9 protein-coding genes and 1 pseudogene are annotated in these 16,011 nt (G+C 61.1%); 5 read left to right on the forward strand and 5 right to left on the reverse strand.

Going from position 1 to position 16,011, the window contains the following annotated elements:
- Positions 1 to 157: 157 nt before the first annotated feature.
- The 3 genes from PSH91_RS25120 to PSH91_RS25130 form a co-directional block, all read right to left on the reverse strand.
- Entirely contained in the window at positions 158 to 1,525 is a 1,368-nt protein-coding gene (locus PSH91_RS25120) for a DUF3999 domain-containing protein (protein ID WP_173406455.1), read from the reverse strand.
- A complete protein-coding gene (locus tag PSH91_RS25125) occupies positions 1,522 to 5,103 on the reverse strand; it encodes a DUF2339 domain-containing protein (protein ID WP_305466910.1) in 3,582 nt (1,193 codons plus the stop codon). Before PSH91_RS25125 ends, PSH91_RS25120 begins: the two co-directional genes overlap by 4 nt.
- A gap of 287 nt (positions 5,104 to 5,390) precedes the next feature.
- Positions 5,391 to 7,841, reverse strand: a complete 2,451-nt coding sequence (locus PSH91_RS25130; protein WP_076383354.1) for a glycogen/starch/alpha-glucan phosphorylase — start codon at positions 7,839 to 7,841, stop codon at positions 5,391 to 5,393.
- A 254-nt stretch (positions 7,842 to 8,095) separates the two neighbouring features.
- Here PSH91_RS25130 and PSH91_RS25135 point away from each other — a divergent pair, with 254 nt between their 5' ends.
- Entirely contained in the window at positions 8,096 to 8,533 is a 438-nt protein-coding gene (locus PSH91_RS25135; protein WP_047226919.1) for a YkgJ family cysteine cluster protein, read from the forward strand.
- A gap of 225 nt (positions 8,534 to 8,758) precedes the next feature.
- On the opposite strand, the gene typA is transcribed toward PSH91_RS25135, so the two are convergent.
- Together typA and thiI are read right to left on the reverse strand one after the other, a co-directional pair.
- Positions 8,759 to 10,579, reverse strand: coding sequence for a translational GTPase TypA (gene typA, locus PSH91_RS25140; protein WP_047226918.1), 1,821 nt, complete (start codon positions 10,577 to 10,579; stop codon positions 8,759 to 8,761).
- A 138-nt stretch (positions 10,580 to 10,717) separates the two neighbouring features.
- Positions 10,718 to 12,172 (reverse strand): tRNA uracil 4-sulfurtransferase ThiI, encoded by a 1,455-nt coding sequence (gene thiI, locus PSH91_RS25145; RefSeq protein WP_047226917.1) that lies wholly within the window; start codon positions 12,170 to 12,172, stop codon positions 10,718 to 10,720.
- Between the two features lie 328 nt (positions 12,173 to 12,500).
- Between thiI and glnA the strand changes: the two genes are divergently transcribed.
- The 4 genes and pseudogenes from glnA to PSH91_RS25165 all read left to right on the forward strand — a co-directional run bounded on the left by glnA (position 12,501) and on the right by PSH91_RS25165 (position 15,958).
- Positions 12,501 to 13,907: a type I glutamate--ammonia ligase gene (gene glnA, locus PSH91_RS25150; protein ID WP_014336114.1), complete on the forward strand. Its 1,407-nt coding sequence runs from the start codon at positions 12,501 to 12,503 to the stop codon at positions 13,905 to 13,907.
- A 122-nt stretch (positions 13,908 to 14,029) separates the two neighbouring features.
- The gene (locus PSH91_RS25155) at positions 14,030 to 14,587 is read left to right on the forward strand and encodes a chorismate mutase (RefSeq protein ID WP_047226916.1); all 558 of its coding nucleotides are present in this window, start codon (positions 14,030 to 14,032) and stop codon (positions 14,585 to 14,587) included.
- Between the two features lie 233 nt (positions 14,588 to 14,820).
- Positions 14,821 to 15,339 carry a DUF4124 domain-containing protein gene (locus PSH91_RS25160; protein WP_047226964.1) on the forward strand — a complete coding sequence of 173 codons (519 nt, stop codon included), beginning with the start codon at positions 14,821 to 14,823 and terminating at the stop codon, positions 15,337 to 15,339.
- Positions 15,336 to 15,958: pseudogene (locus tag PSH91_RS25165) on the forward strand (DUF4124 domain-containing protein). Before PSH91_RS25160 ends, PSH91_RS25165 begins: the two are co-directional and overlap by 4 nt.
- Positions 15,959 to 16,011 lie beyond the last annotated feature (53 nt).

A 16,011-nucleotide genomic window follows, 5' to 3' on the forward strand; every position in this document is an offset into this window, starting at 1 on the left:
GTTCACGGGGTCGCGCCTCGCTTGGGTATTTCTGTTGTCGAGAGGACGCTATCGCGAGCAGGCTCGCTCCCACATTTGATCTTCTGCGGACACAGTTTTTGTATACGACATAAATCCAGTGTGGGAGCGAGCCTGCTCGCGATGGGTGCGCAGCACCTCAGTTTTTGACCGGCGGCTTACGCAGCAAGCTCAATGCCATCGCCGCGAGGACCAGTACGCTGATCAGCAACACCGCCCACAAGCCGATTTTCTTCCAGTTGGTCTCGACGGTCGCAGGCGTGGCGGCAGTAACCGGTGTCGAGGTGGCCGCACCGCTCAGCGTCGCCGTACCCAGGGTCGCCAGGCGTGACGGTTTGTAATCGGGCACCAGCGTGGCCAGTGGCAGGCTGGCCGCTTTCGCCGTCGCATTGCCCAGCGCCAGGCTGTAGGGCCCCTCGCCACGCGCCAGGAACACCACCTGGGTCGGGCGCACGGCAAAACGCAAGGCTGGCGCTTGGGCACCGAGGCCGCCGCCTCGCTCGTCCACCGTCAGCTTCAATTGCTGCACGGTCTGCCCCGACAGCTGCAGTTGGTTTTGCAGCACATCCTGGCCGTTCTGGGTCAGGCGATACAGCAAGCCGCTGCCCAGCGATTGCCACGGCTGGCTGCTTTCACGCCGTCCGGCCAGGGTCACCGGTGCCAGGCTGTTGGCCTGGCTCAGTTCGACCTGCACCTGTTCGACATTCAACCCCATGGGCAACTGCCAGGTGTATTGCCCAGCCTTCGTGGTGCTACCGGCCAAAGGCTGCGACCAGACCAACGGCAACGGCAGGCTCTCGCGACTGCCGCTCTGCAACTGGGCCGAGGTCAACACCGGCGCCGATGATGGCGATTCCCATAACAACCGCAGATAACGCGCCGGCTGTCCTGGCAAGCTGACCTCATGCTGCTCCACCCGCTCATCAGCAAAGGTCAGCCGCGCCACCTGGCCTTCGCCCCACGCCTGCCAGTGTTGCAGGTCGTCACTGGCTTCGATGGTGAAGCGCTGGAAGCCGTCGCGCTCGCTGGTCCAGTCGAGGATCAACTGTTGCAAGGGCGCCTTGATCGCACTGGCATCCAGCAGCCAGCCGCGCAGTTCCTCCTCCCCCGCCTCGAGCCGGCTGGACGGTTGCACCTGCACCAGCGTGCCGTTGGCGCTCGATTGCACCCGTACGCTGGGCGCGCGCTCGTTGTCATCGGCGGCGTTGTACAACGGGAACCACTTCACGTCGGTGGTGCTGTTTTCCCGGCTCCGGGCCGTCTCGCGAACCAATGCGTAGGCCTGTGCCTGCCCGGCGGCGTTGAACACCCGCAGGTCGCTCAGATCGGTCTGGCGCGCTTGCAACTGAATCTCCAGGGGCAACGCCAGGCGATACCAGGGTCCCTCGCCGCTCAAGGCCAATGGCACCTGATGGGCAAAGTCCGCCGGCTGTTCCTGGGCCGTCACCGACAAGGCCACCCACAACCCCACCACGCCCAACCCGATGCGACTCAACTTGTGACTCAAGACGACACTCCCTCACTGACAGGTATTGGCGGCTCGGTCCGCGAGCCCCCTTCCGGGCGTTTTGGCGGCAGCGGCGCGAAGTAGCCCACCACCAACAGCAATACACCCACGCCGATAAACGACACGATCCGCGCCAGACCGCCACGGTTGCTCAATTCGACAAAGAACAGCTTGGCCACCACCACGGCGATCAACGCCGCACCGATCAGCCAGACCTCACGACGATGGCGCAGATGCCCGCCGATCATCAGGCCCAGGGCAATCAGGGTCCAGACGATGGACAGCCCGGCCTGCACAAACATGGATTCGAGCAACGCATCCAGCTCGAACGGCACGCCGATCCAATGGTGGGCACTGCGCATCACCACGGCGGTGAAGAACGCGAACAGCGACACGCCGGCGATCAACTGGGCGACGTGTCCGGCATGACCCCACCGGATTGCCAGTTGCGCCACCGCGCTGCGGGCCCACGCGTAGACGCCAAACAAGGCGAACAGCAAGCCCAGCTCCAACGGGTTGAGCAGCGGCACATAGGGCAACGGCTCGGCGCTGCCGTCGCTGAAGGTGTTGGCCAGCCAGAACCAGCCCAGCATCAACAGGGCCAGGGGTGCCGCCGCGTACATACGATATTCGCGCGAATGGGCCGAGACCGGCCACGGCCAGGCCCGCGGCGCGGCCATCAGCACCAGGTACAGGCTCGGCAGAATCGCCCAACCCAGCCAGCGCCAGGCGTTGTACTGCTCGGACAACAGCAGCAGGCCGTAGCGCACCTCCAGCGCCAGCACACCGATCAGCAGCCAGCAACCGAGCACATGGGCGGTGCTGCGCGCCCGGGCCGGTAGCAGCGGTGCCAGACGTTTCAGGGAAAGCAAATGCACGGCGAACACGGCCAACCAGGCCAGCCAGCCGAAATCCGCCGCCGGGTGATAACGGCTGTGCCCGGTCGCGACCAGCACACAGCCGGCCACAGGTATCAGCAAGGTGCATAGCAACCCCATCGCCGGCCATTTCAAACGCAGCGCCAGCAATGCCCACAGCGCTACACTGATTGCCGCGACGATCAGCATCAAATGACCTTGCAGGTGCTGCGGTGCAAAGCGCAGCACTTCGCTGCCCCACGCCAGTGCCCACCAGCCTGCGCCCCAGACCAGCAGCAACTCGGACAACCGCTGCAAGCTCAAGGCCTGGAACACCGCCGACGGATGGCCGCGCTGCAATCGCCATGCGCCCACCAGTGCCGCCAGTCCCAGCACCAGCGGCGTCCAGAACCCGCTGTGGGCCAGGGGCCGCAGATCCTCGGCACTCAGCGGCCCGAGCAGCGCCGACCCGGCGGCAAGAAACGCCGCGCCGCCGATCAACTGCAACAACAGGCCAAACACGAAACTCACGCGCTGCTTCAGGTACAGGCTCAGCCAGATGATCAGCAGGCCGCTGGCCGCCCATACACCGCTCGCCGTTTGCCAGGGCAGGACGAAGAGCACGGCAAGGTTGATCAGCACCAACCCAGCCAGCAGCACCACCGACAGCCCGCGTAGCAATCGAACATCGTTGCGCACCATGTCATCGCGTGCCGCCAACAGCATGCCGCCAATCAGCGCCAGGCCGATCAGGGAGGCGCTGAGCAAACCGCTCCAGCCAGCGCTGAACACGGCGGTCGAATCCCCTTCGGCCCCCTGCAAACGCAACAGAAACAACGCGCCACCCAGCAGTTGTACTGCGAACGCGGTAAACAGGAAGCTGCGCGATTGCAGGCGCAGGCCCGCGAACAGCGTCGCCAGACCGGCCAAGGCCCAGGCGATGGCAGTGCCGTGAGTGAAGAAGAACAACGGCGCCAGCAGATAGAGAAAACTCAAGCCCAGCACTGCCAGCACCGGCAGGCCTTGGCGCTCCCAGCGTGTGGCGTGCTCAGGCGCGGTCTTGCGCAACTGGTAGAAACTGAACAGCAAGGCGCCACCCAGCATCAACGCCCCCAGCGGGGCGCCATCGATCAGGCTGCTGTCGCCCTGACGCAACTCGCTGACAAAAGCCAGCGCCGAGCCCAGTTGCAGCAGCAAGGCAAAAGCCCGAGCCAAAGGCCGCTGCTGACGCAGGCCCAGCCAGAAAATCCCCGCCCCTTCCACGGCCCATGCCGCCGCGGTCCACCGAGCATCGAGGCCCAGGGGAATCGCCAGGCTGGCAAAAATCACCCCCAAGGCCAGGCAGGTTTCGGCCAACAGGACGGCGCGCCCCCCCATCAATACCCGCGCCAGTCCCATGTAGATGATGCCCAGGGCCAGGGCGCTGAACGCTGCGGCGAACTCCAGATGCTGCACCAGCGCGAACTGCAGACCGAACCCCACCAGGGGCGGGCCGAACAACAGGGTGCCGTCCACGTAGTCGCCCTTGCGGGCCGACCAGCGCAATAGCGCATCGCGGCCTTCGTCCTCGGGCCCGTCGCCCATTTCCAGCAGCTTGCGTCGGGTAAACAACAAGCCGATCGCCAGGTACATCAGGAAGAAAACAATCAGGAACGGCTCGGTGCTCCAGAGCAGTTCCGGCCCATAAGAGCGCAAGCCCCAGGCGAAACCGATGCCGAAGGTGCCGACAAAACCAATCAGGTTGAGCAGGCGCCAGGCCTTGAACCAGGCAATCGCCAGAATGCCGGCATTGAGCAGGATGAAGTAGCTGAACAGCGCGACATGGTTACCGCTGCCGGTGGACGTCAGAATCGGCGCGGCAAACCCGCCCAACGCTGCCACCGCAGCCAGGCCGAGGGCATTTTGGGTGACCGCCAGAATCGCCGAGAACACCGTGACCGCCACCAGCAAGCCCAAGGCCGCTTTCGAGTCGAGCAGCGGATGCAGGCGCATGGCGGCGAACACGGTCAGGTACAGCACGGCGATCCCGGTGCCCTGCAACATCAGCGCGTAGTTGCTGTTGCGCTGGCGCAGCCACCAGCCCAGGCCTAACAGGCCCAACGCACTGGCCGCGACGCCGGCATAACGCAACTCGATGGGCACGACCATGCCTTCAGTGGCATAGCGCAGCAGAAACGCCAGGCCGAGGAACAACAGCACCACCCCGACCCGCAATACGGTATTACCGCCAAACAGCCAGTTACGCGCCCCCGCGACGGCACGCTCGAACAGATTCGGACCACGAGGGGCAGCCGGTTCCGGCTGGACCGGTTTGGGGGCGGCCGGCGCAGACGTCCATACGTCGTCGGGCAACGGCTGACTGGCTTGTGTGGTCATCGCCGGAAGGGCTTCAAGGTCAGGCGGCAGTTCCCAGACCAGCTCCGGCTCAGGTGGGATTTCGGATTCCGGTGCCTGGGCCACGACGATCTCGGGCGATGGCGGCGGTTCGGAGGCTGCGACCGTGCTGCGTTCAAGCGCGATCAGCCGCTGCTCCAGTGCGCTCAAGGTGCGCTGGGCCGTTTGCAACTGGTTCTGCTGTTCGGCGGCGTGGGCACCGAGGCGACGCAGACCAATCCCCTGAGCGATGCCAAGGCCCAGCAACGCGCCTATCAGCGCATCGGCGAACGACTCATCCACCACCCAGCCAAATGCCAGGCCCAACAGCATCAAAATCCATTGCATGGTCGATATCCCTAAGCGGCCCTTTGCGGGCGTAACCGGGGTGAAGCGGTGCCTGGTTCAGTCTAGTGGAACCACACAAACCTTGTGGGAGCGAGCCTGCTCGCGATAGCGGTCCGTCAGTTACCAAACAGGTTGGCTGACACACCGTTATCGCGAGCAGGCTCGCTCCCACAATGGATTGCTGGCGCCTCAAGCACTAAACCGGCCACACAGCCCGGCGAAACTGGCGCTTAGTATATCGACCAAGCCCAACCACCGTTGGGCTTCGCTCACATTTCCTGCAACTGCTACTCCAGGGCTTTCCAGATGTCGGTGGCGTATTCCCGAATGGTCCGGTCGGAGGAAAACCAGCCCATGCGCGCGGTGTTGAGCACCGCCGAACGCCACCAGTGCTGGGCGTCGTGCCAACGTTCTTCGACCCTGGCCTGGGCATCCCAGTAAGAGTCGAAGTCGGCGCAGACCAGAAAGCGATCGTAATCCACCAGCGAATCGACAAGCCCGGTGTAGCGCATCGGATCGTCCGGCGAAAACACCCCGCCGCGAATAGCCTGCAACACATCGTTGAGGCGATGGGACGCGGCAATGTCCGGCGCGGCACTGAACTCGCCGTTCTGCTTGCGGGCCTCCACCTGCTCGGCCGTCAGGCCGAAAATGAACATGTGCTCACCGCCCACGCGCTCATGCATCTCCACGTTGGCGCCGTCCATGGTGCCGATAGTCAGCGCACCGTTAAGACCGAACTTCATGTTACTGGTGCCTGACGCTTCAAAACCGGCCGTGGATATCTGCTCGGAAAGGTCCGCCGCCGGGATGATGCTCTCGGCCAGGCTGACGTTGTAGTTGGGCAGGAACACCACTTTGAGCAGGCCGCGCACGGTCGGGTCGTTGTTCACCACACGGGCGATATCGTTGGTCAGCTTGATGATCAACTTGGCCTGGTGATAACTGGCGGCGGCCTTGCCAGCGAAGATTTTCACCCGTGGCACCCAGTCCACTTCCGGTTCGGCGCGGATCGCCTGGTACAGCGCCACCGTGTGCATCAGGTTGAGCAACTGGCGCTTGTATTCATGGATCCGTTTGACTTGCACGTCGAACATCGCCGCCGGGTTCACGGCAACCCCCAAACGCTCGTGAATCAGATGCGCCAAGGCCTTTTTGCTGTGCAGGCGCTGTTCGGCGAACTGTTTGCGGAACGCCGGTTGATCCGCGAACGGCTCCAGCTCGATCAGGCGCTCCTCGGGGTTGTCGAGCACACTCGGGCCCAGGGCATCGACCATCATCGAAGTCAGTTCAGCGTTGGCCTGAAACAGCCAGCGGCGGAACGTGATGCCGTTGGTTTTGTTGTTGATCCGCTCGGGATAGAGCTTGTGCAGTTCGGAGAACACCGTGCTGCGCATCAGTTGCGTGTGCAATCCGGACACACCGTTGACGCTGTGTGAACCGAGAAAGGCGAGGTTGCCCATGCGCACCCGGCGGCCATTGTCTTCTTCGATCAGCGACACCGCGCGCAGCACGTCGAAATCGTGCACCCCCTTGGACCGCAGAGCATCGATGTGCTGGGCGTTGATCAGGTAAATGATCTGCATGTGCCGGGGCAACATGCGCTCCATCAGCCCCACTGGCCAGGTTTCCAGGGCTTCGGGCAGCAGCGTGTGGTTGGTGTAGGAGAGCGTGTCCTGGGTGATCTGCCAGGCGGCGTCCCAGGCCACGTCGTAGACGTCCACCAATTGGCGCATCAATTCGGCCACGGCGATCGACGGGTGAGTGTCGTTGAGCTGGATCGCCGCGTGATCGCCCAAGGTCAATACCGAGGTGTGCATGTTGCGATGACGGCGCAACAAATCCTGCAGCGAGGCGGCGACGAAGAAATACTCCTGGCGCAGGCGCAATTCCTGGCCCGCCTCGGTGCTGTCGGCCGGGTACAGCACGCGGGAGATACTCTCGGCCCGGGCCACTTCCGCCACGGCACCCAAATGGTCGCCGGCGTTGAAGCGTTCCAGGTGCAGCTCTTCCATGGCACGGGCGCGCCACAGACGCAGGGTGTTGACGCTGGCACCGCGCCAACCCACCACGGGGGTGTCATAGGCGATGGCTCGCACGGTTTCGCCCGGAGACCAGACTTGCTTGGTATTGCCGGAGGCGTCGGTCACGGTCTCGACGCTGCCGCCGAAGCCGATCGGGTAAACCACTTCCGGCCGCTCGAACTCCCAAGGGTTGCCGAAATCCAGCCAGTGTTCGGTTTGCTCCTGCTGCCAGCCATCAACGATGGCCTGGCGAAACAGGCCGTGCTCGTAACGAATGCCGTAGCCATGGCCGGCAATGCCCAAGGTGGACATGCTTTCCATGAAACATGCCGCCAACCGGCCGAGGCCGCCGTTGCCCAACGCCGCATCGGGTTCGAGCAGGCGAATGCGCTCCAGATCCACGCCCAGTTCGGTCAAGGCTTCGCGCGCAGTGTCCAGCAGGCCGAGGTTGCTCAGGCTGTCATAGAGCAAGCGGCCGATGAGAAATTCCAGGGAGAGGTAATAAACGCGCTTCTGGCCCTTGCGGTAAATCTGCCGCGTGTGGTCCATCCAGTGCTCGACCATATGGTCGCGGGCGGCCAGTGCAATGGCTTCGAACCAGTCGTGATCAAACGCATGATCCGGGTCCTTGCCGACGGCGTAAGTGAGTTTGGTCAACACGGCATCGCGAAATGCAGCCACTTCGGCTTCGCGAACAAGTGGTTCTTGAGTCATTGATGAGACCTCGAACGAGCATGAAATTGTCTGAGCCTAGACGGTCTGACAGGCACTACAGGCGCAGGTTCGTTGGTTTTTCCATGGCGACGGAGAATCGCCGCCAGGGAATTGCCGTATGGGCGAATGAATGCAGGGGCCGTGCCGGTCCTGGGAGAGTTTTACCGGGCTCGAAAAAAAACCGGCAGATGGTCGTTCAAAATTTCACCAGTCCCGGTATGATCGCGCGCCCTGATGCATGCTGGTAAACCTTGATGATGAAGCCCAACCTGATCGCCGCCGCGGAGATCGACCGAATCGATACCTGGGCCAAGTACTCCGCGCCAATGTGCGGTTCCTGCGTGTCGAGCTGCTGCACACTGCCGGTGGAGGTCAAGATCAAGGACCTGATCCGGATCGGTATCGTCGACGAATTCGAACTGGGCGACCCGCCGAAAAACATCGCCAAGCGCCTGCAAAAGGAAGGGATCGTCGAGCGCTATAACCAGAAATCCGAAATCTTCACGCTCCAGCGCATGAGCAACAACGATTGCCTTTATCTGGATCGCAAGAGCCGGTTGTGCACCATTTATGAGAAGCGCCCGGATACCTGCCGCAACCATCCGCGGGTCGGGCCGCGCCCGGGGTATTGCGCCTACAAGCCCAAGGAAGTGGAGCGCGAGCGTAATCCGCGGACGTTGGACAAGTTCTGATCTACAGATGGTTCAGCGGTGCCTGAACCACTGTCATCGCGAGCAGGCTCGCTCCCACACTGGATTGATGCCGGACACAACATCTGTATCCGCTGAAAATCCACTGTGGGAGCGAGCCTGCTCGCGATAGGGCCCTAAGAAGCGACGCACAAATTCCGGGCATAAAAAAACGCCCCTGATCTCACAATCAGGGGCGTTTTTTTCAGCCATTAACTACGTCGAAACTCAGTTACCGCTTTTCTTGGCAGCGCGGGTACGCTCGCTTTCGCCAAGAATCTTCTTACGCAGGCGAATCGACTTAGGCGTCACTTCGCACAGTTCGTCTTCCTGCACGAACTCCAGCGCTTGCTCCAGAGTGAACTTGACCGGCGGAACCAATGCGATGGTTTCGTCTTTACCCGAAGCGCGCATGTTGTCGAGCTTCTTGCCTTTGGTCGGGTTCACGCCCAGGTCGTTGTCACGGCTGTTGAGGCCGACGATTTGACCTTCGTAGATGTCCTGGCCGTGCTCGACGAACAGCTTGCCGCGCGCTTGCAGGGTTTCCAGCGAGTAGGTCAGTGCCTTGCCGGTCGCAACCGATACCAGAACACCGTTCTGACGGCCGGACATGTCGCCGGACTTCATCACGTCATAACGATCGAAGATCGAAGTCAGGATGCCGCCACCGGAGGTCAGGGTCAGGAACTCGTTACGGAAACCGATCAGGCCACGGGCCGGGATGTTGTACTCAAGGCGCACACGGCCCTTGCCATCCGGAACCATGTTGGTCAGGTCGCCTTTGCGCAGGCCCATTTGTTCCATGATCGCGCCCTGGGATTCTTCCGGCAGGTCGATGGTCACGTTTTCGTACGGTTCGTGCTTGACGCCATCAACCATACGGATGATCACTTCAGGACGACCTACGCCCATTTCGAAGCCTTCGCGACGCATGGTTTCGATCAGAACCGAGAGGTGCAGCTCACCACGGCCGGAAACCTTGAACTTGTCGGCCGAGTCGCCTTCTTCAACGCGCAGTGCCACGTTGTAGAGCAGCTCCTTGTCCAGACGCTCCTTGATGTTACGGCTGGTCACGAACTTGCCTTCTTTACCGCAGAATGGCGAGTCGTTGACCTGGAAGGTCATGGAAACGGTTGGCTCATCGACGGTCAACGGCTTCATCGCTTCGACGTTCAGTGGGTCGCACAGAGTGTCGGAGATGAACAGTTGCTCGAAGCCGCTGATGCAGACGATGTCGCCGGCAGCTGCTTCTTCAACGTCGATACGGTGCAGGCCGTGGTGACCCATCAGCTTGAGAATACGACCGTTGCGCTTCTTGCCGTCGGCGTCGATAGCCACGACCGGCGTGTTCGGCTTGATGCGACCACGGGCGATACGGCCAACACCGATCACACCCAGGAAGCTGTTGTAGTCCAGGGCCGAGATTTGCATCTGGAACGGACCGTCACGGTCGACTTTCGGCGCAGGTACGTCGTCGACAATCGACTGGTACAGCGGGGTCATGTCTTCGGCCATGTTGGTGTGGTCCAGACCGGCAATACCGTTCAGGGCCGAGGCGTAGACGACTTTGAAGTCCAGCTGTTCTTCGGTGGCGCCCAGGTTGTCGAACAGGTCGAAAATCTGGTCCAGAACCCAGTCCGGACGCGCGCCTGGACGGTCAACCTTGTTGATGACCACGATCGGACGCAGGCCGGCTTCGAAAGCCTTCTTGGTCACGAAACGGGTTTGCGGCATAGGGCCGTCCTGGGCATCGACCAGCAGCAGCACGGAGTCGACCATCGACATTACGCGCTCTACTTCACCACCGAAGTCGGCGTGGCCCGGGGTGTCCACGATGTTGATGTGGTAGCCATTCCAGTTGATGGCGGTGTTTTTCGCCAGGATGGTAATACCGCGCTCTTTTTCCTGGTCGTTGGAGTCCATCACGCGCTCGTCGTTGAGCTCGTTGCGCTCCAGAGTGCCGGATTGACGCAAGAGTTTGTCTACCAGGGTGGTCTTACCATGGTCAACGTGAGCAATGATGGCGATGTTGCGTAGATTTTCGATCACTTGTGTATCTCGATCAGAGGATTCGGTGTGCTGACAGGTCGTGGCAGCGATTTACGTTGAGTCCGACAAAGCCGTTACAGCCTGTCGGCGGCGTCGGGGGGCCGGTGACGCAGGCCACAGGCAAACAGCCCCGGGCACTTAGCTCGGTCGATAAACGCGCACATTGGCATGCCCCTCACTGAGCAAATGGTGGGCATGCAGGCGACTCATCACGCCTTTGTCGCAATACAACAGGTACTGGCGAGTAGGGTCCAGTTCCTTGAAACGCGCGTTCACTGCATAGAACGGCATCGTTTGTACCTCGATACCGGCGATACTCAGCGGGTCGTCTTCAGCGTCGTCCGGGTGACGGATGTCGATGATGATCTGACCGGCCAGCGCTTCGCCGACTTCTTCAATCTGTATGTCCTGGCCCAATTCATCGATCACCCGATCGATTGGCACCAGCCTGGCGTTTTCGAGCGCACGCTCGAGCACCGCCATGTCGAATTCTTTCTCTTCATGCTCCACACGCCCGCGCTTGGCCGCAGTCTTCGGATTGACCGAGATGACCCCGCAGTATTCCGGCATGTGCCGGGCAAAATCGGCGGTGCCGATCTCGTTGGCCGTGTCGATGATGTCCTGCTTGTGGCTGGCGATCAGCGGGCGCAGCACCAGCTTTTCGGTGACGCAGTCGATCACTGACAGGTTCGGCAGCGTCTGGCTCGACACCTGGGAGATCGCCTCGCCGGTGACCAGCGCATCGATGTGCAGCCGATCGGCGATGCTGGATGCGGCACGCAACATCATACGCTTCAAAATGACGCCCATATGACTGTTATCGACTTTGCCGAGAATCTCGCCCAGGACTTCCTCGAACGGTACGCTCACAAATAACACGCGTTGGGAGCTGCCATACTTCTTCCAGATGAAGTGCGCCACTTCCATTACGCCCAGTTCATGGGCGCGCCCGCCAAGATTGAAGAAGCAGAAATGGCTCATCAGCCCGCGACGCATGATCTGGTAGGCCGCGACCGTGGAATCGAAGCCGCCGGACATCAGCACCAGGGTCTGTTCCAGCGAACCCAGCGGATACCCGCCAATGCTGTCGTGCTGACTGTGGATCACGAACAACCGCTGGTCGCGAATTTCGATGCGCACTTCAATTTGCGGGTCTTTCAATGAAATTCCGGCGGCGCCACACTGCTTGCGCAACTGGCTGCCGACGTATCTCTCCACGTCCATCGAGCTGAACGGGTGTTTGCCGGCGCGCTTGCAGCGCACCGAGAAAATCTTGCCGGCCAGGGCATCACCATAATGCAGCTTGCACTTGGCGAGGATGTCGTCGAAATCCCCCAGCGGGTATTCGTCGACCTGCAGGAAATGCGCGATGCCCGGCATGCAGCTCAGGCGCTCGGTCATTTCCTTGAGAATCTTGGGTTCGCTGACGCGGGTTTCCAGTTCGAGGTTGTCCCACACGCCGTTCACCACCACAGCCGGGTCCAGATCGCGGAGCACGGCACGGATGTTCTTGGCCAACTGGCGGATGAAACGCATCCGTACCGGGCGGCTCTTGATGGTGATCTCGGGGAAGACTTTTACGATTAGTTTCATGAAAACAGCGCGCGAACGGCCAGCCGAAAAAGGGGGGCGCGGATTATAGCGGAAATTGCTCAAGGTTTAACCAGTTAATGTGCACTTGGTTTTCAACGCACCAAAACAGGTCATCTCTCGTAAGTTACGCCACATTGCAGTGCGCAATTGTTCGACAATCCGCGAATACAGGCTATAAAAGCGTGGATTTGGTGCAAAAAACCCATGCTGGGGCACTGGCATGCAAATTGCTCCCTTGTGAGGCAGGTTGCCTTGGCAGAGTATTCGCGCCGGCATCACCCATATCTAAGGGCACACCATTACCCGCCCGAAGCCACCCGGAGGACATATGTCGAAGTCGGTTCAACTCATCAAAGATCATGACGTCAAGTGGATTGATCTGCGCTTCACTGACACCAAAGGCACTCAACATCACGTGACCATGCCGGCCCGTGATGCGCTGGACGACGAATTCTTTGAAATCGGAAAGATGTTCGACGGTTCCTCCATCTCTGGCTGGAAAGGCATCGAAGCCTCCGACATGATCCTGATGCCGGACGACGAAACTGCCGTCCTGGACCCGTTCACCGAAGAGCCGACCCTGATCCTGGTCTGCGACATCATCGAACCTTCGACCATGCAAGGCTATGACCGCGACCCACGCGCCATCGCCCACCGTGCCGAGGAATACCTGAAGTCCACCGGTATCGGCGACACCGCTTTCTTCGGCCCTGAGCCTGAGTTCTTCATCTTCGACTCGGTCAAGTTCAAGTCCGACATCTCCGGCTCCATGTTCAAGATCTTCTCCGAACAAGGTTCGTGGATGTCCGACCAGGACGTGGAAGGCGGTAACAAAGGCCACCGTCCTGGTATCAAGGGCGGCTACTTCCCGGTTCCACCGTTCGACTTCGACCACGAGATCCGTACCTCCATGTGCAACGCACTGGAAGAGATGGGCCAGACCGTCGAAGTTCACCACCACGAAGTGGCGACTGCCGGCCAGAACGAAATCGGCGTGAAATTCAACACGCTGGTCAAGAAAGCTGACGAAGTCCAGACCCTGAAGTACTGCGTACACAACGTTGCTGATGCATACGGCCGCACCGCGACCTTCATGCCGAAGCCTCTGTACGGCGACAACGGTTCGGGCATGCACGTGCACATGTCGATCTCCAAAGACGGCAAGAACACCTTCGCTGGCGAAGGTTATGCCGGCCTGTCGGACACCGCTCTGTACTTCATCGGCGGTATCATCAAGCACGGTAAGGCCCTGAACGGCTTCACCAACCCGTCGACCAACTCCTACAAGCGTCTGGTACCAGGCTTCGAAGCACCGGTCATGCTGGCCTACTCGGCTCGTAACCGTTCCGCCTCGATCCGTATTCCTTACGTCAACAGCCCTAAGGCTCGCCGTATCGAAGCCCGCTTCCCGGATCCGGCTGCCAACCCGTACCTGGCCTTCGCTGCACTGATGATGGCCGGTCTGGACGGTATCCAGAACAAGATCCACCCTGGCGATGCCGCCGACAAAAACCTGTATGACCTGCCGCCTGAAGAGGCCAAGGAAATCCCACAGGTTTGTGGCAGCCTGAAAGAAGCCCTGGAAGAGCTGGACAAGGGCCGTGCGTTCCTGACCAAGGGCGGCGTATTCAGCGATGACTTCATCGACGCTTACATCGCACTGAAAAGCGAAGAAGAAATCAAGGTTCGCACCTTCGTACACCCACTGGAATATGAGCTGTACTACAGCTGCTGATCCGGTAGCGTCGCCCCACGCGGCGTGAATAAAAAGAGGCCTCCTTCGGGAGGCCTTTTTTATGGGCGCAGGTTACGTGCATGATTGTCTGCGCCCTCCACTATTCGAAGACGAGATCACCCATGACTTCGCGCGTTTCATTCTGCCTTGCTCTGTCTGCCGCGTTGTTGGGCACCGCCGCCCAGGCCGCCACCGCACCCACCACCCTCGCCCCACTGCTCGGCACCATAGGCGAGCGCCTGGCCATTGCCGATCAGGTCGCCCTGAGCAAGTGGGACAGCCGCAAACCGGTGGAAGATCGCCAGCGCGAACGCGAGGTGATCGCCGCTGCCGTCGCCCAGGCACCAGCTTACAAACTGAGCAGTGAAGCGGTAGAGGCGTTTTTCGCCGCACAAATAGAAGCCAACAAACTGGTGCAATACGCGCATCTGTCCGACTGGCAACTGCAAGGCAAAGCCCCGGACGCACCGCGCCCGGACCTGGTTGGGCAGATCCGCCCGCAGCTGGATCAACTGCAAAAACGCCTGCTGCAACAACTGGCCGACTTCAGCCCCTACCGCACCGACCCGCAATGCCCGCAATGGCTGGCCCAGGCCACCCATACCGTCAGTAACGATCCGTTGCGGCAAATGGCGCTGGTTCGGGCGACCGCAGAGCTGTGCGTCCTCACAAAATCCTGAGCCCACACATCTTTCCCCTGTGGGAGCGAGCCTGCTCGCGATGAGGCCAGCCCATCTACCACTTGCGTGACTGACACTCCGCCATCGCGAGCAGGCTCGCCCCCACAGAGGTCCAGTGTCGAACCTGGAGGCTGTGAACACCGCCCCCACAAGGGATGGCGTGCAACAACTTGGGCCAACCGCCTCCCCTGACCTATGCTGCAATCCAACACTTTCGGTTTTCGGTTGATTTTATGGGTCGTGGCTTTCCAGGAATGCTGTTGTTGCTGTTGGCGCTGCCAGCCGCCGCACAGATCTACAAATACACCGACGCCGACGGTAACACCGCCTATAGCAACCAGCCGCCCGATGGCATACCGGCCCAGGCAGTGGAGCTGCCGCCACTCAACAGTGTCGAACCCCAGCCCCCGACCAACCCGAACGCTGCTGCGCCCGCCGCGAACCGGGACGAGCCAGGCAACGCCTACGAAACTCTGGAGCTGACAGACATCCCCAGCGAAGAGGCCCTGCGCGCCAACAACGGCACCTTCACCGTTGGCGTCCTGGCTCGGCCGCGTCTGCAAAGCCCCCATCTGTTCAGGTTGTTGCTGGACGGCCAGCCCTATGGCCAGCCGAGCAACGTGCCGCGCCTGCAATTGGTGAATATCGACCGGGGCGAGCACAGCCTGGCGGTACAGGTCATCGACGGCGAACATCTTGTGCAACAGAGCGAAACCGTCATCTTCACCGTGCAACGGGTGCACCGCCCATGATCCGCTGGCTGCTCGTGCTGTGCCTGGCCGTGCTGCCGGGGCTGGGGGCAGCGCAGGTCTATACCTACATCGATGCCCAGGGCAATCGCGTCTTCACCGATCAACCGCGTCCCGGCAACGCCCAGAAAGTCCAACTGCCGCCCGCCAACCGGATGGCAACACCGCCCTCCGGCGCAGCCTCGGCGTCGGCGCCTGAAAAAAAGCCCGATCCCATGTTCCGTTACGAAATGCTGCGACTGTTGATCCCTGAACCGGATGCCACGATACGCAGCACAGCGGGGGAACTGATCGTCACGGTCACCAGCGAACCCGGTTTGCAAAAAGGCCACCGCTACCGACTGCTACTGGATGGCAACCCCACAGGCGAACCTGGACCCAGCCCAGTGTTCGCGCTGAGCAACATTGATCGGGGCAGCCATCATCTGGCGGTAGAGATTCTCGATGAGCAGGGCCGCATCGTCGAACGTACCGCCAACCAGCCCTTCCACATGCAGCGCATTTCCCGGCGCAGAAACGCCGCATCAAACCCTGCGCCACCGCCGACTACGGCCAGCGTCCCGAATGCCCCCTCACCGACAAGCCCGCAGAAGAGCAAAGCAGCATCCTGCCGTTCTTCTAACGCCCGCCTGGATGGCGCACTATATTGGTGCAAGTGTCTGCACCCTACTCAAA

This window comes from Pseudomonas sp. FP1154 (genome assembly GCF_030687245.1).
GTDB lineage: Bacteria > Pseudomonadota > Gammaproteobacteria > Pseudomonadales > Pseudomonadaceae > Aquipseudomonas > Aquipseudomonas rhizophila.

Coding starts and splice junctions, on each gene's coding strand:
- PSH91_RS25160 (WP_047226964.1), top strand. CDS start 14,821: ATGGGTCGTGGCTTTCCAGGAATGCTGTTGTTGCTGTTGGCGCTGCCA.
- PSH91_RS25155 (WP_047226916.1), top strand. CDS start 14,030: ATGACTTCGCGCGTTTCATTCTGCCTTGCTCTGTCTGCCGCGTTGTTG.
- glnA (WP_014336114.1), top strand. CDS start 12,501: ATGTCGAAGTCGGTTCAACTCATCAAAGATCATGACGTCAAGTGGATT.
- PSH91_RS25130 (WP_076383354.1), bottom strand. CDS start 7,841: ATGACTCAAGAACCACTTGTTCGCGAAGCCGAAGTGGCTGCATTTCGC.
- thiI (WP_047226917.1), bottom strand. CDS start 12,172: ATGAAACTAATCGTAAAAGTCTTCCCCGAGATCACCATCAAGAGCCGC.
- PSH91_RS25125 (WP_305466910.1), bottom strand. CDS start 5,103: ATGCAATGGATTTTGATGCTGTTGGGCCTGGCATTTGGCTGGGTGGTG.
- PSH91_RS25135 (WP_047226919.1), top strand. CDS start 8,096: ATGATGAAGCCCAACCTGATCGCCGCCGCGGAGATCGACCGAATCGAT.